The sequence below is a fragment of the Streptomyces sp. CB02923 genome (assembly GCF_001905005.1).
Classification (GTDB): Bacteria; Actinomycetota; Actinomycetes; order Streptomycetales; family Streptomycetaceae; genus Streptomyces.
In genome coordinates this window covers 730,134-746,815 of the sequence record NZ_LWKZ01000026.1, presented here as the reverse complement: position 1 = coordinate 746,815, position 16,682 = coordinate 730,134, and the positions used below count along the sequence as shown (strand labels likewise).

General features: G+C 71.1%; 16 protein-coding genes. 6 read left to right on the top strand and 10 right to left on the bottom strand.

Annotated features, from left to right (window positions below):
- Nucleotides 1-57 precede the first annotated feature (57 nt).
- Nucleotides 58-1,320 (bottom strand): NADH:flavin oxidoreductase/NADH oxidase family protein, encoded by a 1,263-nt coding sequence (locus A6A06_RS34760; protein WP_073767068.1) that lies wholly within the window; start codon nt 1,318-1,320, stop codon nt 58-60.
- 96 nt (nt 1,321-1,416) lie between these two features.
- Between A6A06_RS34760 and A6A06_RS34755 the strand changes: the two genes are divergently transcribed.
- A complete protein-coding gene (locus tag A6A06_RS34755; protein ID WP_073767066.1) occupies nt 1,417-2,040 on the top strand; it encodes a TetR/AcrR family transcriptional regulator in 624 nt (207 codons plus the stop codon).
- 51 nt (nt 2,041-2,091) lie between these two features.
- On the opposite strand, the gene A6A06_RS34750 is transcribed toward A6A06_RS34755, so the two are convergent.
- The 3 genes from A6A06_RS34750 to A6A06_RS34740 form a co-directional block, all read right to left on the bottom strand.
- Nucleotides 2,092-2,610: a lytic polysaccharide monooxygenase auxiliary activity family 9 protein gene (locus tag A6A06_RS34750; protein ID WP_073767064.1), complete on the bottom strand. Its 519-nt coding sequence runs from the start codon at nt 2,608-2,610 to the stop codon at nt 2,092-2,094.
- Between the two features lie 187 nt (nt 2,611-2,797).
- Entirely contained in the window at nt 2,798-5,071 is a 2,274-nt protein-coding gene (locus A6A06_RS34745; protein ID WP_199931359.1) for a hypothetical protein, read from the bottom strand.
- Between the two features lie 204 nt (nt 5,072-5,275).
- On the bottom strand, nt 5,276-5,617 hold the full coding sequence (locus A6A06_RS34740; protein ID WP_073767059.1) for a hypothetical protein: 342 nt from the start codon (nt 5,615-5,617) through the stop codon (nt 5,276-5,278).
- 602 nt (nt 5,618-6,219) lie between these two features.
- Between A6A06_RS34740 and A6A06_RS34735 the strand changes: the two genes are divergently transcribed.
- Nucleotides 6,220-6,864, top strand: coding sequence for a DUF6461 domain-containing protein (locus tag A6A06_RS34735; RefSeq protein ID WP_073767057.1), 645 nt, complete (start codon nt 6,220-6,222; stop codon nt 6,862-6,864).
- 90 nt (nt 6,865-6,954) lie between these two features.
- Here the strand turns inward: A6A06_RS34735 and A6A06_RS34730 are convergent, their stop codons facing one another.
- Nucleotides 6,955-7,692 carry an acetoacetate decarboxylase gene (locus A6A06_RS34730; protein ID WP_073767055.1) on the bottom strand — a complete coding sequence of 246 codons (738 nt, stop codon included), beginning with the start codon at nt 7,690-7,692 and terminating at the stop codon, nt 6,955-6,957.
- Between the two features lie 163 nt (nt 7,693-7,855).
- Here A6A06_RS34730 and A6A06_RS34725 point away from each other — a divergent pair, with 163 nt between their 5' ends.
- Nucleotides 7,856-8,728 (top strand): 3-hydroxyacyl-CoA dehydrogenase family protein, encoded by an 873-nt coding sequence (locus A6A06_RS34725; protein WP_073767053.1) that lies wholly within the window; start codon nt 7,856-7,858, stop codon nt 8,726-8,728.
- 65 nt (nt 8,729-8,793) lie between these two features.
- Nucleotides 8,794-9,408 (top strand): TetR/AcrR family transcriptional regulator, encoded by a 615-nt coding sequence (locus A6A06_RS34720; protein ID WP_073767051.1) that lies wholly within the window; start codon nt 8,794-8,796, stop codon nt 9,406-9,408.
- A gap of 18 nt (nt 9,409-9,426) precedes the next feature.
- On the opposite strand, the gene A6A06_RS34715 is transcribed toward A6A06_RS34720, so the two are convergent.
- Nucleotides 9,427-10,290 (bottom strand): SDR family NAD(P)-dependent oxidoreductase, encoded by an 864-nt coding sequence (locus A6A06_RS34715; RefSeq protein ID WP_073767049.1) that lies wholly within the window; start codon nt 10,288-10,290, stop codon nt 9,427-9,429.
- A gap of 58 nt (nt 10,291-10,348) precedes the next feature.
- Between A6A06_RS34715 and A6A06_RS34710 the strand changes: the two genes are divergently transcribed.
- Nucleotides 10,349-11,068 carry a TetR/AcrR family transcriptional regulator gene (locus A6A06_RS34710; RefSeq protein WP_073767256.1) on the top strand — a complete coding sequence of 240 codons (720 nt, stop codon included), beginning with the start codon at nt 10,349-10,351 and terminating at the stop codon, nt 11,066-11,068.
- A gap of 279 nt (nt 11,069-11,347) precedes the next feature.
- A complete protein-coding gene (locus A6A06_RS34705) occupies nt 11,348-13,156 on the top strand; it encodes a coagulation factor 5/8 type domain-containing protein (protein WP_242441102.1) in 1,809 nt (602 codons plus the stop codon).
- Between the two features lie 58 nt (nt 13,157-13,214).
- Here A6A06_RS34705 and A6A06_RS34700 read toward each other — a convergent pair whose 3' ends face one another.
- The 4 genes from A6A06_RS34700 to A6A06_RS34685 all read right to left on the bottom strand — a co-directional run bounded on the left by A6A06_RS34700 (nt 13,215) and on the right by A6A06_RS34685 (nt 16,678).
- Nucleotides 13,215-13,754, bottom strand: coding sequence for a hypothetical protein (locus tag A6A06_RS34700; RefSeq protein ID WP_073767047.1), 540 nt, complete (start codon nt 13,752-13,754; stop codon nt 13,215-13,217).
- Between the two features lie 106 nt (nt 13,755-13,860).
- Entirely contained in the window at nt 13,861-15,141 is a 1,281-nt protein-coding gene (locus A6A06_RS34695; protein WP_073767045.1) for a metallophosphoesterase, read from the bottom strand.
- 98 nt (nt 15,142-15,239) lie between these two features.
- Entirely contained in the window at nt 15,240-15,767 is a 528-nt protein-coding gene (locus A6A06_RS34690) for a DUF1990 family protein (protein ID WP_073767043.1), read from the bottom strand.
- Nucleotides 15,764-16,678, bottom strand: coding sequence for a YndJ family protein (locus A6A06_RS34685; RefSeq protein WP_079194561.1), 915 nt, complete (start codon nt 16,676-16,678; stop codon nt 15,764-15,766). Before A6A06_RS34685 ends, A6A06_RS34690 begins: the two co-directional genes overlap by 4 nt.
- Nucleotides 16,679-16,682: the final 4 nt, after the last annotated feature.

The window sequence follows — 16,682 nt, the reverse complement described above, 5'->3', positions numbered from 1 at the left end:
GCATCGGAGGTGGTGCGGGGTGGTCGTGGCCGGTGCCCGGCGGCGGCCGCGACTTGCTTACGCGGGGCGGTCCGCGGTGGCGGTGTCTCGTGCTGTGGGCAGCCAGGTGCGGTAGCGGCGTAGTGCTCGTCGCTGTTGGAGCTGCTCGGTGATCAGGGCGTACGCGGGGTGGGTGCCGGGTGTGGGGCGGTTTCCGCGGGCGATGCGGCGCATCTGGTGGCGGACCTGCGCCATGCCGGCGGCGGAGGCGAGTGCCTTGTCGGACCAGTTCACCGGCCGTAGCTGCCGGTCGGCCTCGCGGCCGTCCCGCCAGCGGCGGGGCAGGTCCGGGGTGACGGCGAGGGCGGTGCCCATCCCGATGAGCGCCACGCCGCCGGCGAGGACCTTTTCGGCGGTGTCGCGGCGGGTGATGCCGCCGGTGAGCATCAGCGGCAGCGGGCTGGTCGCGGCGAGGTCCTCGGCCAGGTCCAGGAAGTAGGCCTCGCGGGCCTGGGTGCGGGCATCGGCGGGGCGGCCGGACATCGCCGGGCTCTCGTAGCTGCCGCCGGACAGTTCGACCAGGTCGACGCCGAGCGGCGCGAGCATCGCGATCACCTGCCGGGCGTCGTTGGCGTCGAATCCGCCGCGCTGGAAGTCGGCGGAGTTGAGCTTCACCGCGACAGCGAAGGACGGGGAGACGGCGGTGCGGACGGCACGGATGACGTCCAGCAGCATTCGGGCCCGGTTCTCGAGCGATCCGCCCCACGCGTCGGTGCGCTGGTTGACCAGGGGGGACAGGAACTGCGACAGCAGGTAGCCGTGCGCGGCGTGGATCTCCACGCCGTCGAACCCCGCCGCTTCGGCCCGCGCGGCCGTGACCGCGAACCGGGCCACGGTGGCCTCGATCTGCTCGGGAGTCATGGCGACGGGCCGCCCGAATCGGCTGCTGTGCTTTCCCAGGTCGACGCCCACGGCGGACGGGCCCCACACCACGCCGGGCATGTCCGCCTGGATCTGGCGGCCGGGGTGGTTGATCTGCATCCACACGGCCCCGCCGCCGGACTTGGCGGCCGTGGCCCACTCGGTGAACGGTTCCAGCGGTGCGGCGTCGTCGAGCACGACGCCCGCCGGACCGGTCAGGGCCTCGGCGTGGACCATGACGTTTCCGGTGATCAGCAGTCCGGCGCCGCCCGCGGCCCAGCGCCGGTACAGCGCCAGCAGCTGCCGGTCGGGGAGTTGGCCGTCGCCGGCCATGTTTTCCTCCATCGCCGCCTTCGCGATCCGGTTGCCCAGCGCCGCTCCGGAGCGCAAGGGCAGTGGCGAGAACAGCTCGCTGGTCATCCGCGTTCCCCTTCTTTCGTCTCAAGCGTTTACGATGTATGCACCGTTTACATTAGGCGACGATGTGAGCATCGTAAACATGAGAGGTTGTGACCTGTGCCGCATGAGGGTGCGTATCACCATGGCGACCTGCGCGCCGCCTGCTTGCGTGCCGCGCGGGAACTGCTGGAGGAGGACGGCAGTGGCAGTGCCGGGCTGTCCCTACGGGCGGTGGCGCGGCGAGCCGGCGTGTCGGCGACGGCCCCCTACCGCCACTACGCGGACCGTGACGCGCTCGTCTCCGCGGTCGCGGCGGAGGGCTACCGCGAACTCGCCGGACGTTTGGCCGCGGCTCACCCGTCCCCCGCGACGGCCGACGACCTCGCGACGGTCGCCGTCGCCTACGTGTGCTTCGCGCTCGACCACCCGGCGATGTTCCGGGTGATGTTCGCGGAGCCCTGCGATCCGGGCAACGAGGAGCGGGCCGCCGCGACCGCCGCCATCTGGGAATACGTCCGCGACATCGTGCGCGGCACCTTTCCCGGCGCCGACCCGGCCGCCTTGTCGACCGCGGTGTGGGCCCTGGTTCACGGCCTGGCGTTCCTGCACCTCGACGCCAAACTCGACACCTCCACCCCCGAGGCGGTCGCGGGTCAGGTCCGCGCCGCCGTCCATGCGCTGATCGCCGCGTCACCGGCGATCCCGCAGTCGGCGCCACCGGCCGAGCGGACCAGGACCTGAGCGGGCCGCGCCGTCGGCGCAATCGGTGAGGGAGTGGGACGGACGGCCGCTTCAGCCCCGTATGTTCACGTCGATGCAGGCGTAGAACGCGTTGTCGGTGTCGGCGATGTTCCAGACCGCCAGCACTCTCTGTCTGCCTCGGAGGGTGCCGAAGTCCACGTGGTGTCTGACGAACTGGGGTGGCTGCGCGCCGCCGTCGTCGAATTCGGCCACCTTCTGGTTGCCCGCGAAGTACTGCCAGGTGGACGTGCTGTGCTGCGCGGTCAGCTGCCAGGTGAACGTCTTCGATGTGCCGACGTCGTGCACCTTCCAGCCTTTGCTGTCGTCATCGAGGTCGGAGAACTGCGCGTTGCCGCCGCTGCAACTCTTCAGGCCCTTGGGGCCTTCCACGGCGTCCGGCTCCCACTTGATGGGGCCGCACTCCACACTTCCAGCGAAGCACTGGTCCTGGCGGCTGGCGGGTGAGGTGACCCAGCCGTGTGCGTGGGCCGTGCCGGCCGGCAGGCTCACAGCGATGAGCGGGGCGACGCCCAGGGCGATGACCGTGGTCAATTTCCTCTTCGCGTGCATGCCAACTCCTCCCGGGTATGGGCCGCCGCGTGGGGTAGCGCCGGTGTCCGTGGGGCGCCGGGTGCCGTCGGCGGCCTTGGCCGTATCGCGACGCCGGGCGGTCGCGGGTGGTGGGTGGCCGCGGGTGGTGGGTGGCCCTCGTTCCCGTCCGGCATTTGTCCAGACCATAGCGAATGGCTGTACGCGGTCAAAGGGAGTGGTGCCGGGGTGTCCGGCCGGTACGCGGGGCCCGTACCGAAGGCCTCGCGCCGAGGAGGAGGAACACGACCGTGACCGGAACGGCAGCCGCCGCGACCGCGTACATGAGTGGTGCCGACGCGGCGATCGTCACAGCGGGCCATGCCGGGGTGTCCATCGGCGAAGCCAGCCAAGTCCCCAGGACCGCGCTCAGTCCCGCGGTGGCCAAGGGGAGGGCGACGAGAACGACGAGGGCGACGAGGCGCGTCCGGAGCGCAAGGGGAGCCGCCTGCCGTGAACTTGCGGCCGGCGTCATGGCGGAAGCGGCAGTGGTGACGCCGGCAACCGCGGCAGCAACAACGCAGAAGACCATGACGCAAGAGAGAAGGAGCGCCCACCGGGCCGCTTCCAAGGACGGGCCCGTGCCCACGATCCACGTGGCACCAGGTGTGTCGACGGAATGGGATACGGACAGATGCTGATGGGCCGCCCTCTTCAGCGCCGGGACGGACAGGGCGGCCCCGCCGTCACCGAGGACGATCAGCTGGACCGGTTGCGCCGTCCCGTTCGCATCGCGGGCCGGCGACCCGTGCGTAGCGGTGAGGGCTCCTCGGGCCGGTACCAGGCCGTGCCAGCGCATGAATTCCCGAAGCCGGGCATCACCGTCGGCGGTGACTTCCCTCGGTTCGGATGAGCAGGGGGATGTGAATGCGTGCAATGCCTCGCAGGCGCCTACGAGTTCGACGCGGGGATTTCCCTGCGCGTCGTCTTCTCTGTCGCGTGCGGCGAGCAGCCGCGCCTTGTCGGGCAGAGCGGCCTCGAACGCCTTCAGCTCGCCGGCCGAGGCTTCGCCGTTCATCTCTACGATGCTGGTACCGACGCGTTCACGGGTGCCTCGGGCCTCGCTTGCCAGATCTCCTGGCATGCCGTTCCACAACAGGACCTGGCTTGCCAGGATGAAGGACACCACGACAGCGGACAGCAGAGCGGCCAGCGGCAGCGGGTACCTCTTCAGGGTCACACCCGTGGCGTGCAGCGTGGTGATGCCCCTCCTGCGACCGGTCCGGGCCAGCAGGCCGCCGCCGGACGTCAGTGCCGTCGCGACGACTGCCGGAGCACACACCAGGGTGAGGGCCAGGGCCGTCAGATACACCGTGAGACGCGCGCTCTCGGGAGCCAGATCGGTGCCGCGGGCCACGACCAGCAGTGCGAGGAAGAAGAGCCGGCAGCATCCTCGCCGTACGCGGACCGGGTGGGGCGCGTACCGGCTGCGGCGGGACTTCGGAGCCTTCGGGCTGCCCGGCCGACGCCGCCGGAGTCCGGCGAGCAGAGCCGACACCGTTACGAGCGCGACGAGGTGAGCCGCGCCCGTCAGCGGCACGGCGGAGCGTACGTCGCCGCGGTCCAGCACGAAGTCCACGCCGGGAATCGGCAGGTCGGTGAACTGGGCACCGAGGCTCACGGCACAGCTCGCCACCATTCCCAGTGCGATGGGTAGCCATACGCAGGGGCCGCGCTCAGGCGGCCGTTGTCCGCCGTGTGCATGCCCCCGCTTGCGTTCCCGCGCGGTGTTGATGCCTCGGGCGGCGACGGCTGCGAGCAGCAAGGAAGGCAGCACCGCCAGGCCGAGCAGCCCCCAATAGAGGCGGTCCACCCCGTAGACGTACATGTGCCTGCCCAGGGGGAACCCGGCTTCCTGCCGGCCGAACCCGGAGATTTCCCACATGCTTTCCTTGTCGGCAGGCTTGGCCAGGGGACGTACATAGGCGAAGCGCTCGCCGGGGGATTCAAGCCCTTCCTTCGCCACGACCCCGGCGAACCTGCCGTATCGCGAGGCCACGCCTTCGTTCATTCCTTCGTTCTTTCCGGCTTCCATCAGGCCCGGGGAGAGGAACGCCTCGCCCGGCTCGGGCCAGCGCGGCAGACCGGGCGGAGGCGCTGCTCCCTTGACGAGAGGGATCACGGAGACGACGTCGTGGGGAAAGTCCCCCACGGTGTCGACGGCGGCCCGCCACAGGGCCACCGGCTTCGTACCGTGCCCCGCCCCCGCCGTCACCTGCTGCGGCGTCCGGTCCGCGCTGCGCCTCTCCTGCCCCTGGTGAGCGGCGTGTGTCACCCCTATCGCGGACAGGCTCAGGGCCAGCAGGCAGGTGGCCGCCGCCAGGACCCCCTGATGGATCCGCCGGACCGCTCGGTACCTGCCGTGCCGGTCCGCCGGGCGTGTCGGCCGCCCGGTTTCCGGCGCCGGTCCGTGCGGAGCCACCGGTGAGGGCGCAGCGCTCATGAACTCACTCCGAGTACGTACGTGGGGGCGTCGGGGACGTCAGCTCTTCGCGGGGCTCAGGGGCCGGGGCCCGCGAGGGTTTCCCGCGGGCCCCGGCCGGTCACCGGGTCGCCGTCGCAGGGCGCTGCCCGGTCACCTGGCCGCCGTCGCAGGGCCCCGGCCGGTCACCGGGCCGCCGTCGCAGGGCGCTGCCCGGTCACCTGGTCAGGGCCGCCAGGCGCTGCACTTGTCCGGGGCGTGGTTTATCTCCTTGCACACGTGGATCCGGAAGATCCGGGATCCGGAACCGCTCTTCGTCCAGTGGCCCTTGCCCTTGTCGTTCCACAAGGTGCGCTTGGTGCCCGGCGAGGCCGCCCGGTAGTACTCCGCCTTGACCTTTTTGCCGTCCCTCTTGGTGTCCAGGACCCTGATCTTCTTGTTGTGGGAAAAGGTCTCGGCCCTCGCGCCGTCGGTCGCTGCCCTGAGGGCGAAGGCGGGCGATGCTCCGGCGATGGCGGCCACCGCCACGAGCGCGGCCGCGGCCCGCCTCATGCCTGTCTTCTGCATGGTGCTGTTTCCTTTCATCGAGGCAGCGTCAAATACCGCCGCGTCAGGCAGGGGAGGGGCCGCGGTGAAACGCACGGACGGCCTCTTCGCGGCCCGTTCCCCTTGGTGTCGCGCTGCCTGCGCCCTCCTCCCGGGTTCCGGGTGCGGGCACCGGCAACGCCGCTCGTCGTGAGCGGTGGTTCCGTCCGTGCACCAGGGATTTCAGTGGACAATGGGTTTTCTCGCAGCCCCTGTTGATGCTGGTAGACAAAGTGGCGCGGGCTTGTCTCAGGGGCGGGAACGTCCTGCGGGCACCTTGTTGCTGTCGCGATTGCGGTGATTCCCGTGATTGCGGTGATGGGCTGGGCGCGCTGCGCGAGCCGCGCGAGCAGTGCCGGACAGCGGGCAGCTCGCACTTGAGATGTCGCACTTGAGAGATCGAGCCGCAGCGCGGGCACGGCGGGCATCTGCCGGTAGAGGGGCCGCTGTTCGTCGCCGTCACCCTCACGGCTTGACAGACGGCATAAGGACATTGCTCACCGATTACTGACAACCGGTGGGGCACAGCACGAGTTCTACGCTGTGCCCCACCACCTCTACGTCACGAACAGAGGGAACCAGCAGTGCCCGAAGATCTTGCCTGGATCGCCGACGCCTGGCGCGGCACCCACCTGAACGCCGGCGACCTCTACATCACCTGCGCCCGCGGCCTCAGTCCCCAGCAGCTCGCCGAACGCATATCCGACCATGAACCGGTCGAGATCGGTACGGTCCTCACCGGCCGGGAAGCATCCGCCCTGGTCGACCTTGCACAGATCTACTGCGTCGGCCGTCTCGGCCAGAGCGGCGATTGGTCGTTCATCGTGGAGTCCGGAGGCAGCGAAGGGTGGGCTCTCGACCCGGCAGTCTCCCGAGACGGTGCCGAGGTCCTGGTCTTCGACCCGCGGCCGGACGACCCGCCCTCCTTCTTCCGATACCTTGCCGATGGGGAGCTGCAGCTGCACTTCGAGCTGGGCGCCGGCTACTACCCCAGCGGTGCCCAGCCCGACCTGCTGCGCCCAGCCCTGGAAGCGGTCGGGGCCATCGCGCCGGAAGACTCCCTCGAAGACCTGCTCGGCGACGACGAGGAACTATCGCCTCACGAAGCCAAGCGCAGGGCCCTCCAAGCCATTGGTGAGCATTTCGGGCTGGCCCTGTCGCGGCAGGTGCTCGAAAGCGGGCACCTTCCTTCCGTCGTCACCCGCACCTCGCCCCCCTCGTCTTGGTAAGCCCGAACGGGCCTGTCCGGAGGGATGGGCCCGGTGCGGTCCAGTCACCCACCTCACCGTGAGCGTGGGCCCGCGCTGGAACGGTGGGACTCAGGCCGCGAGATAGTCGTGCACCGGCTCGGCGGGGGCGAGGGTGAGGTCGGTCAGGATGTGGCTGGCGCTGACGACCTCGTGTACGGGGAGGTCGGCCAGGGGGGCCATGACGTGCTCGAAGAGCTGGAGGCGGGCCGGGCCGCGCCAGGCTTCCTTCACGGTGATGTCGGTGATCTGCATACGGACCAGGTCGCAGACGCGGGGCCGGAAGTCGTAGCCGGGGACCGTCTTGACGGCGAAGGCGGGCACGGTGATCTGGGCGCGGGCCTCTTCCGGGTCGAGCGGCTGCCACTTGTAGGCCATGGTGGCGGTGGCGACGCGTTCGCTGCCGTAGTCGAGGGTGCCGATGAGGGCGCCGCGCTCGTGGCGCAGCGCGGGCTCGCCCGCGACCTTCGGGTAGGCGCTCAGCTCGCGTCCGGCGGCGGTGGCTCCAAAGGAGTCCAGGTACATGGCGTGCAGGTATTCGCCGTGCTCGGCGCCGTGACGTACCGGGATGACCTGGCCGCACTCCGTGTACGGGCCGTAGCCGTCCACCTCGCCCATGCGCATGACCTCGAAGCGTACGAGGGGCTCGGTGATCTCCAGCGGCTCCGGGACCACGGCACGCAGGGCGTCCGGATCGGTCCGGTAGACGACGTTGACGTACTCGCGGTCGGTGAAGCGGGTGGGCCGCGGGGGGTAGAGCGGGACGGTCAGGGGGGTGGTGACTGCGGCGGTTACCTGGTCGGCGCGCATGGGGTGCTCCTCGGGAGGGTGGCGGGCGGAGGGCGGCGGACGCCCCTTCGTTTGCATACAAGGTGTATCGGATACACACTGTATCGAGAAGTTGGGTGTTACATCCACCCGCGTTCCGGCCCGCACCCGCACCCGCGGCGGGGCCACTAGACAGGAGCCAGCCATGAGCTTCACCCTTCCCTCCAGCCACCGGGACCGGCCGGTCGCCGTCATCGGCGCGGGCACGCTCGGCCGCCGTATCGCCTTGATGTTCGCCACCCGGGGCGGCCTGGTCCGCATCTACGACCCCGCCGCCGAAGCGGGCGAAGCGGCCCGCGCCTATGTGGACCGCGAGCTGCCCGACGTACTGAAGACGATCGACGGCGGCCGTCCGGGCACCGTCGAGGCCGTGACCGATCTGACACCTGCCCTCGCGGACGCCTGGCTGGTCATCGAGGCCGTACCGGAGCGTCTGGACCTGAAGAAGCGACTCTTCGCGGACCTGGACGCGCTCGCCGAGCCGGACGCCATCCTGGCCAGCAACTCCTCGTCCTACGCGACGAGCAACCTCGTCGACAGTGTGCGCACCCCCGCGCGCCTGCTGAACCTGCACTTCTACATGCCGCCCCGGCAGAACGCCGCCGACGTGATGTCCTGCGGTCACACCGACCCCGGCGCCGTCGAACTGCTGCTGAAGGTGCTGCCCGACTACGGCATCCACCCGTTCGAGGCCCGCCGGGAGAGCACCGGCTTCATCTTCAACCGCGTCTGGGCCGCCATGAAGCGGGAAAGCCTCGCCGTGGTCGCCGACGGCGTCTCGACTCCGGCGGAGATCGACCGCATGTGGCAGGTCAACACGGGTGCTTCGGCCGGACCGTTCCGCCTGATGGACGCCATCGGCCTGGACGTCGTCCTGGACATCGAGAACCACTACGCCGCCGAACGCCCCGGGCTGCCCGAAGGGCCCCGTGAACTGCTGCGGACGTACGTGGGCGCGAACCGTCTCGGCGTCAAGACGGGCGCCGGCTTCTACGACGACTACCAGCGGCAGGGCTGACGGCAGGCCCGGAACGGGCGGGCACGTACCCTTCGGGAGGAACCATCACCTGCAGGGAGCGGTACGTGCCCAAGTCACCCACCAAGCGCCGGCCGGCCACGGTCGCCGCGCTCACCGACAGCGCGCTCGCCCTCTTCGCCGAGCGCGGCTTCCACGCCACGTCGATCAGTGACATCGTCCAGCGGGCCGGGCTGACCCGCGGCGCCTTCTACTCCAACTTCCGGGACAAGGAAGAGCTGTTCCTCGCCCTGTACGACGCGCACACCGACCGGCTCCTGTCCGGACTGCGGCACCAGACCGAGTCCTTCACGGACGACGCCGACCCGGTGGCGCGCGTCTTCGACCTCCTGGCCACGCACGACGCGCAGGAGCGCTCCTGGTTCCTGGTTTCGATGGAGTTCACCCTGCACGCGGCGCGCCACCCGGACGTCGCGCGCGCCCTGGCCGGGCACGAGGAGCGCCTCAACACCGGCCTGGCCGAAATCCTGGGCCGCTGCCTGGAGTCCTCGGGGCACACGCCCGACGTTTCCCCCACCGCCCTCGCCCGCCTCGTCGTGGCTCTGTACGAGGGCCTCACCGCCATGCGCGTCACCCACACCACCACCGACGCCGACCCCACCCCCCTGGCCCGCCGCGCCCTGCCCCACCTCGTCCGCGCCCTCGGGATACCGCGGGACTGACGGCGACCGGCGGTCTGTCTACTCGGCGTATGCGGGGAGCTCGACGGGGTACGCCGAGCCGAAGTCCGCGGAGACGGAGACGGCCTGCCAGGCCTCGGCCTCGGTGATCTGCTGCCGTGCGTGGTCGAGCGCCATCCGGGCCGCGTCGGCCCCCAGGGGCAGGTGGCCGGGGAGGCGGTCGCGCTTGACGGCGCGTACCAGGATGCCGGCGGCGCGGTCCGGGTCGCCGGCGGTGCGGCTGCCGCGGGCCCGGTCGGTGAAGGCGCCGACGGTCGCCCGGTACTCCGGCGGCACGTCCTGGATCTCCATGGAGGCACCGGCCCAGTCCGTGGCGAAGCCGCTGGGTTCGACGACCAGGTAGCGGATGCCGAACGGCGCGGTCTCGGCGGCGAGCACCCGGGTGAGGCCGTCGATGGCGAACTTGGCCGCCTGGTAGGAGCCCAGGCCGGGGCTGCCGCCCACCCGGCCGCCGATGGAGGAGAACTGGACGACGGTACCGCCGCCCTGCGCCTTGAGCAGGGGCAGGGCCGCCTTGGAGACGTGGTACACGCCCCAGAAGTTCGTCTCGAACTGGCGGCGGAAGTCGTCCTGCGGAGCCGTCTCGACCGGGGCGACGTTCGCGTAACCGGCGTTGTTGACGACCACGTCCACGCGTCCGAAGCGGTCACGGGCGGCGTCGAACGCGGCCGACGCCGCGGCGGCGTCGGTCACGTCCAGCGCGACCGTCAGGACCTTGTCGCCGTACCGCTCGACCAGGTCGGTGAGCTGTTCCGGCCTGCGGGCGGTGGCCACGACCTGGTCGCCCGCCTCCAGGGCGGCGATGGCGAGGGAGCGGCCGAAGCCGCGTGACGAACCGGTGATGAACCACGTCTGGGGTGTCATGGCCGTAGCGAAACACGGTTTCGTTAATAGTGCAACCTGGTTGCGTTAGAGTGTGGGCATGGTCGGCCGCAGTCAGTCCTCAAGAGCCCGCAGCCCCGAGGCCAAGCGCGCCCGCGAGGCCACGATCCTCGACGCGGCGACCCGGCTGGCCACGGCCGACGGCATCCGGTCGGTGACCTTGACCGACATCGCGGCGGAGGTCGGCATGCACAAGTCGGCGATGCTCCGCTACTTCGAGACCCGGGAAGAGATCTTCCTGCGCCTGGCGGCCGCCGGGTGGACGGAGTGGTCGCAGGCGGTGCGCGAACAACTCGGCGGCGCGGCGCCCGGCACGGATCGCGAGGACGCCACGGATGCCGACGACGGCATGGACCGGGGGTCTCACCTGCGCGCGGTCGCCGGGCTGCTGGCCGAGTCGCTGGTCGCGCGGCCCCTGTTCTGCGACCTGCTCGCCCACACGCCGATGAACCTGGAGCGCAACGTCTCGCTGGAGAGCGTCCGCTCCTTCAAACTGACCGCCCTCGCCGAGGTCGCGGCCGTGGGCGAGGCGCTGTGCCGTACCGCCGCGCTGAGTCCGGCACAGGCCGGTGACGTCGTCGCCACGGCCACGTCGATGGCCGGAGCGCTGTGGCAGATGGCAGCCCCGGGAACCGAACTGCGTCGCCTCTACGCATCGGACCCGGACCTCGCCCACGCCCTCGTCGACGTCGCCCCCCGGCTGACCGGCATCCTGAGCGCACTGCTTCGGGGGTACGGCGCCGGTGGTGAAGTCGGGTAGGTGAGGTCAGGTCAGGCATGCGGGGCGGCTGTCGTTCGTTCAATTGTCGAACGTGCGGGGCGAATTCGGGGTGTTTTCCGGTCAACCTTCGCCGACGGGTCGCGTGGCTGCCTGCTCATTGGTGCAGACCTCTTGACGTGGCACGTTCAACTCCCGAACCATATGGCCCGTGAACAGCCGCGTCCGACTCCGGCCGTGACCGCACCGGCCCGCCGGGGCCCCGGCCACCTTCGGGTGGGCCGGGGGAGCGGGACGATGACGACCGGCAGGAGGACACGGATGCGGATACACACGCGGGCACGGACACGGGCACGGGCACGGGCACGGACGCCGATACGTACGGGGACACGTACGCGGACGCGGTTCGGACGGCTGGCGACCGCCTTCGCCGTGCTGCTCGGCGCGGGCGCCACCGCGCTGACCGCGCAGAGCGCCGACGCTGCTGCCGCCGAGCCCGACTTCGGGCCGAACGTGCGGATATTTGACCCCTCGATGCCCAAGTCGCAGATCCAGGGCGCGCTCGACGAGGTCTTCAAGCAGCAGGAGAAGAACCAGTTCGGCGGCGCCCGGCACGCGCTCCTCTTCAAGCCGGGAACGTACGACGCGGACGCCAACGTCGGCTTCTATACGCAGGTCGCGGGCCTCGGCCTGGGCCCGGACGACACCCGGATCAACGGCGCCGTGCACGCGGAGGCCGACTGGTTCCAGGGCAACGCCACGCAGAACTTCTGGCGGTCGGCCGAGAACCTGTCCGTCAAACCCACCGGCGGCGCCGACCGCTGGGCCGTCTCGCAGGCTGCCCCGTACCGCCGCATGCACGTACGGGGCGACCTGCAACTCGACGACGGCGGCTGGTCCAGTGGCGGCCTGCTGGCGGACACCAAGGTCGACGGGCAGGTCCGTTCCGGCTCGCAGCAGCAATGGCTGTCCCGCAACACCGAATGGGGCAGCTGGCAGGGCTCCAACTGGAACATGGTCTTCGTCGGCGCGAAGAACGCACCTGCCGGGAACTTCCCCCACCCGCCCTACACCCGCGTGGACCGCACCCCGGTCTCCCGCGAGAAGCCGTTCCTGTACGTGGACGGCGCCGGCGCCTACAAGGTGTTCGTGCCCGCGCTGCGCAAAAACTCCCAAGGTACGAGCTGGTCGGCCGGCGCGCCCAAGGGCACGTCCTTGCCGATCGGCGACTTCTTCATCGTGAAGCCCGGCGCGACCGCCCAGCAGATGAACAGCGCGCTCGCGGCAGGCAAGCACCTGCTGGTCACCCCGGGCGTCTACCACCTCGACCGGACCCTGAAGGTGACCCGCCCGGACACCGTCGTGCTCGGCCTCGGGCTCGCCACCTTCGTACCCGACAACGGCGTCACGGCGCTGTCGGTCGCGGACGTGGACGGCGTCAAGCTGGCGGGGCTGCTCATCGACGCGGGCACCGGCAACTCGCCCTCGCTGATGGAGGTCGGCCCGCAGGGCTCCGGCGCGCGGCACACCGCGAACCCCACCTCGCTGCACGACGTCTTCTTCCGCGTGGGCGGCGCCGGTGCGGGCAAGGCGGCCAAGAGCCTGGTGGTCAACAGCTCCGACGTGATCGGGGACCACCTGTGGATCTGGCGCGCCGACCACGGTGACGGCGTCGGCTGGCGCACCAACACCGCCGCCAACGGCCTGACCGTCAACGGTTCCGACGTCACCATGTACGGCCTGTTCGTCGAGCACTACCAGAAGCACCAGACCGTCTGGAACGGCGAGCGCGGCCGGACGTACTTCTACCAGAACGAAATGCCCTACGACCCGCCGGACCAGGCCTCCTGGATGAACGGCGGCACCAAGGGGTACGCCGCGTACAAGGTCGGCGACGGCGTGAAGCAGCACGAGGCGTGGGGGCTGGGCAGCTACTGCTACTTCAACGTCAACCGGTCGGTGGCCGCCGAGCGCGCCTTCGAGGTGCCCGACTCGCCGGGGGTGCGGTTCCACGACATGGTGACCGTCTCGCTCGGCGGTACGGGCACGATCCATCACGTGATCAACGGGACCGGCGGGCCGTCGAACGCCCAGAGCAACGTGGCCAACGTGGTGAACTACCCCAGGTGAGGCCGAGAGGAACCGGCCCTCCTTGAGGGCGGGCGGCCGGTTCCCTCCCCGACTCGGGTCACCGGCTCGCGGTCTCGCCCCACCGGCGGAATTCCGCGCAGGCCTGTGCCCAGTAGGCGAGACTCCAGTCCGCCTCCTGCGCACAGACGCCCTGGAGCGTGGCCGCCGGGTCGATGACCGGCTGCCAGGGAATCGCGTCGTCTTCCCCGCCGGCTTCCGCGTCCTCGTCCAGGAGTTCCAGCGCCGCAGCGGGAATCGTCGACCGGTCGGCGTACACCAGCGGCCGGCCGCCCGCCACCGGCGGGGCGGGCGGCTCCTCGGGCACGCACCGCCACACCAGGCCATGGCTGTGGACCAGGACTTCCCCCAGGTACCAGGCGGCCACCGAGGAGAAGGCGCTGCGGCTGCCGGACTCGGCCGCCTCGTACGACGGGTACCGGCGCTTGACCAGTTCTTCGAGCCGGCCGAGGGAGGCCACGGAGAAGTCCCAACGGCCTCCCTGCTCAAGGGCCCACTGGGGGAAGGCGGAGCGCCGGGAGTCCAGCCAGCGCTTCAGGCGAGGGTTGTCCGCCCATTCCGGTGTGTCGATGTCGTCCACGCCCTCACCCTAGGCACGTCACCCTGGGCACATCACCTTGGGCAACAGCCTCACGAGCCGACGGGGCCCCGCGGCAGGCCGAATGTGACGACAGGGAATACGACGCCTAGCGGCTCGTCCCCACAGGCACCCCTGCCCCCGCCGCGACCGGCCTGGTGGTCCGTGTCCGGTGGGCGAGCCGGGCCTTCTTCGTCGCGGTGTCGACCGTGTACGCGTCCAGCGTCATCGCTCCGGCCGACACCTTCAGCACCATGAATCCGTGCCGGGCGAAGTCCTGCCAGGCGGCGGGGTGGGTGAAGTGCGCCCTGCCGTCGCTCGTCTTGGCGGCGGCGCCGCACACGATCTGCCGGGTGCCGCGCGTGCGGTCGGTGGGCTCCAGGACCTGCAGGGTGTGGTCGTGGCCCGACATGATCAGGTCGGCGCGGCCGCACACCACCTCCTCGTACAGCTCCTTGAGGTGGATGCCGCTGGTGTAGTGCCCGATCACGAAGCCGTCGTACGCGCCGGCGCTGCCGTGCTTGCCGTTGTTGAGGTACGGGTGGTGGGCCAGGACCACCTTCCAGCGCGCGCGGGAGGCGCTCAGCGCGGTGTCGAGCCAGCGGCGCTGCTCGCGTATGTACGGGCCGTTCCATCTGTAGTGCGGGTCGGTCTGCGTGACGGTGGAGGCGAGCGGGTTGGTGTCGAGCGCGAAGAACTCGACGAGCGGTTCCCCCTGGGTGCCGCCTTCCGGAAGGGCGGCGCTGTAGTAGCGGTCCGGCATGTACCAGCGGCGGGACGTGGCGGCGTACGCGACTTCGTGGTCGCCGCGGGACGGGTCTCCGCCGCTGCCGGGAATCAGCCCCGAGCAGTCGTGGTTGCCCAGCACCATCAGCCAGGGCACGTCGATACCGGTGTTGGGCTGTTCGAACTTCTCCTGGAACTCCGTGTCGTGGCCGGACTCCGGGCCGTTCTCGTAGATGTTGTCCCCGAGGCCGACTGCCAGCCCGACGTGCTCGGCGCGGCAGATCTCCCTGGCCGCCGCCGCGACCGCGTACTGCTCCTCCTTGCCCGTCCCCGCGTCACCGGTGATCAGGACCGCGTACTCGCCGGACGGGCCCGGCGCGGACGGGAACGGGAACCGCCCGGGGGCGTCCGCACGCGGCACGGCGACCGCGGCCTGCCGCGTGCCGAAGGGCAGCGCGGCCAGTGCCGCGCCCGCCACCGCCCCGCCCAGCAGTGTCCGCCGGTGCACACCGCGCGCCGGGGGCGGCCCGTCCTGGGTGCCGTCCGGTGTGCTGTCCGGGGTGTCGTCCGGTACGGCGGTGTCGGCGAGGCCGGGCCCGGCCGTCCGCACCCACTGGTCCTCGGTCAGGTCCGCCTGCGGCGGGATCAGCTCGTCGTCGCACATGGCTGGGTTTTCTCATGGAGAAAGGGGCAACTGGTGACGGAGCGATGAAGGCCATGTGGACGTATGGGGAGGGCGGTGTGTCGGGGCCGAGGGCGCCGTCAGCGGCCGGCGGTGGCGAGCCGGCGCAGCGTGCGGCCGCAGTGGCGGGCGTACAGCCGCTGGAACACCGGGACCACCGGCCCGGCGAGCCGCGTGTACCAGCGACCGGGCCGGCTGAAGGCCGTCATGGTGAACCACACCGCGCCGTCGGGCCGCATCTCGACCACGAACGACTCCTCGCCGCGCTGCGGATGGCCGGCCAGCGTGCCGTACGCGAAGCCGATGCGCTCGCTGTCGTACTCGCTCCACACCACGCGGCACGGCGCCCACAGCCGTGCGGGCCCGAGGCCGAGGGCGCACTTCACCAGGACGCCCGGTGCGGCCTCCTGGGCCGAGGCCCGGACCCGTACGCCCGCCGCGCGGTGCATCCGGAAGGTGGTGACCGCGTGGCCCGCCGCTTCGAGAACCGCGCGGCCGTGGCCAAGGTGGGTCGCCTCGTGCAGGTGGCGGTATCCGCCGGGCAGCGGGTGGCGCCGGGTGGCGCCTTCCTCGGAGTAGTTGAAGGGAGTGGGGGTGCCGGATGTCATGCCGGGGTTCCTGCTTCCTTTGTTGCGGTTGCGGTTGCGGTTGCGGTTGCGGTGGGGCCGGGGGCGGGGACAGAGGGTGCGGGGCTGTGGGTGGCGGCCTCGTCCCTGAGGCGGCGCCAGGCGAGCAGCGCGCACAGGGCGAAGCCCAGCGCGTTGCCCAGGCCGTGGGTGGCCGCCATCCATGCCAGTGTGGGGTGCGGGAGGCCGGTTGCCTCGCCGAGCGCCCAGCTCAGGGCCAGCAGCATGGTCGCGACGAGGACGGCGGCCGAGACGCCGAGCAGGGTCCGGGTGGTCCGGTCCGGTGTGGTCGTACGGAGGTCGCGCCAGGTGACCAGGGCGACCAGCCACATGCCGGCGGTGAGGACCACCGCGCCGGCCAGTTCGGCCCAGTCGTCGACGAAGTAGCCCGCCAGGACGAGCAGGGCCCCCACCGGCACGCTGAGCGCGGCGAGCGGCCCGGCTCTCCCGGGGCGAGCGGCGCGGCAGACCAGCCCCGCCACCAGGGCGGCGGCGAATCCGGCGAAGTGGAAGTGCGGCACGGTCAGGGACAGGATCTGGAGGTCGAAGCCGAAGAGCTGGTGGCCCGAGCGTTCGGCGACCAGGGCGGTGCCCGCGACGGCCGGGGTGACCAGGGCCGTCAGCACCGCGATCTCTCCCGGCGCGAGGCTGCGGGTGCGGGCCAGCCTGCGTGGCGCGTGCAGCGCGAGGGCAAGGGTGGCCAGTGCGTAGGCGGAAGCCAGTGCCGTGGCGGCGGCCCCGCGGGGCAGCCAGAGTGCCACCGCGCCCGCCGTGGCGGCCACGAACCAGTGGCGCCGCAGCCGCCGCAGGCCCGGTTCGTCGATCAGGGCGAGCCCGGTCGGAACCACGACGAACATGCCGAGCACGACGATGAGATCGACCAGTGTGGTCATGATG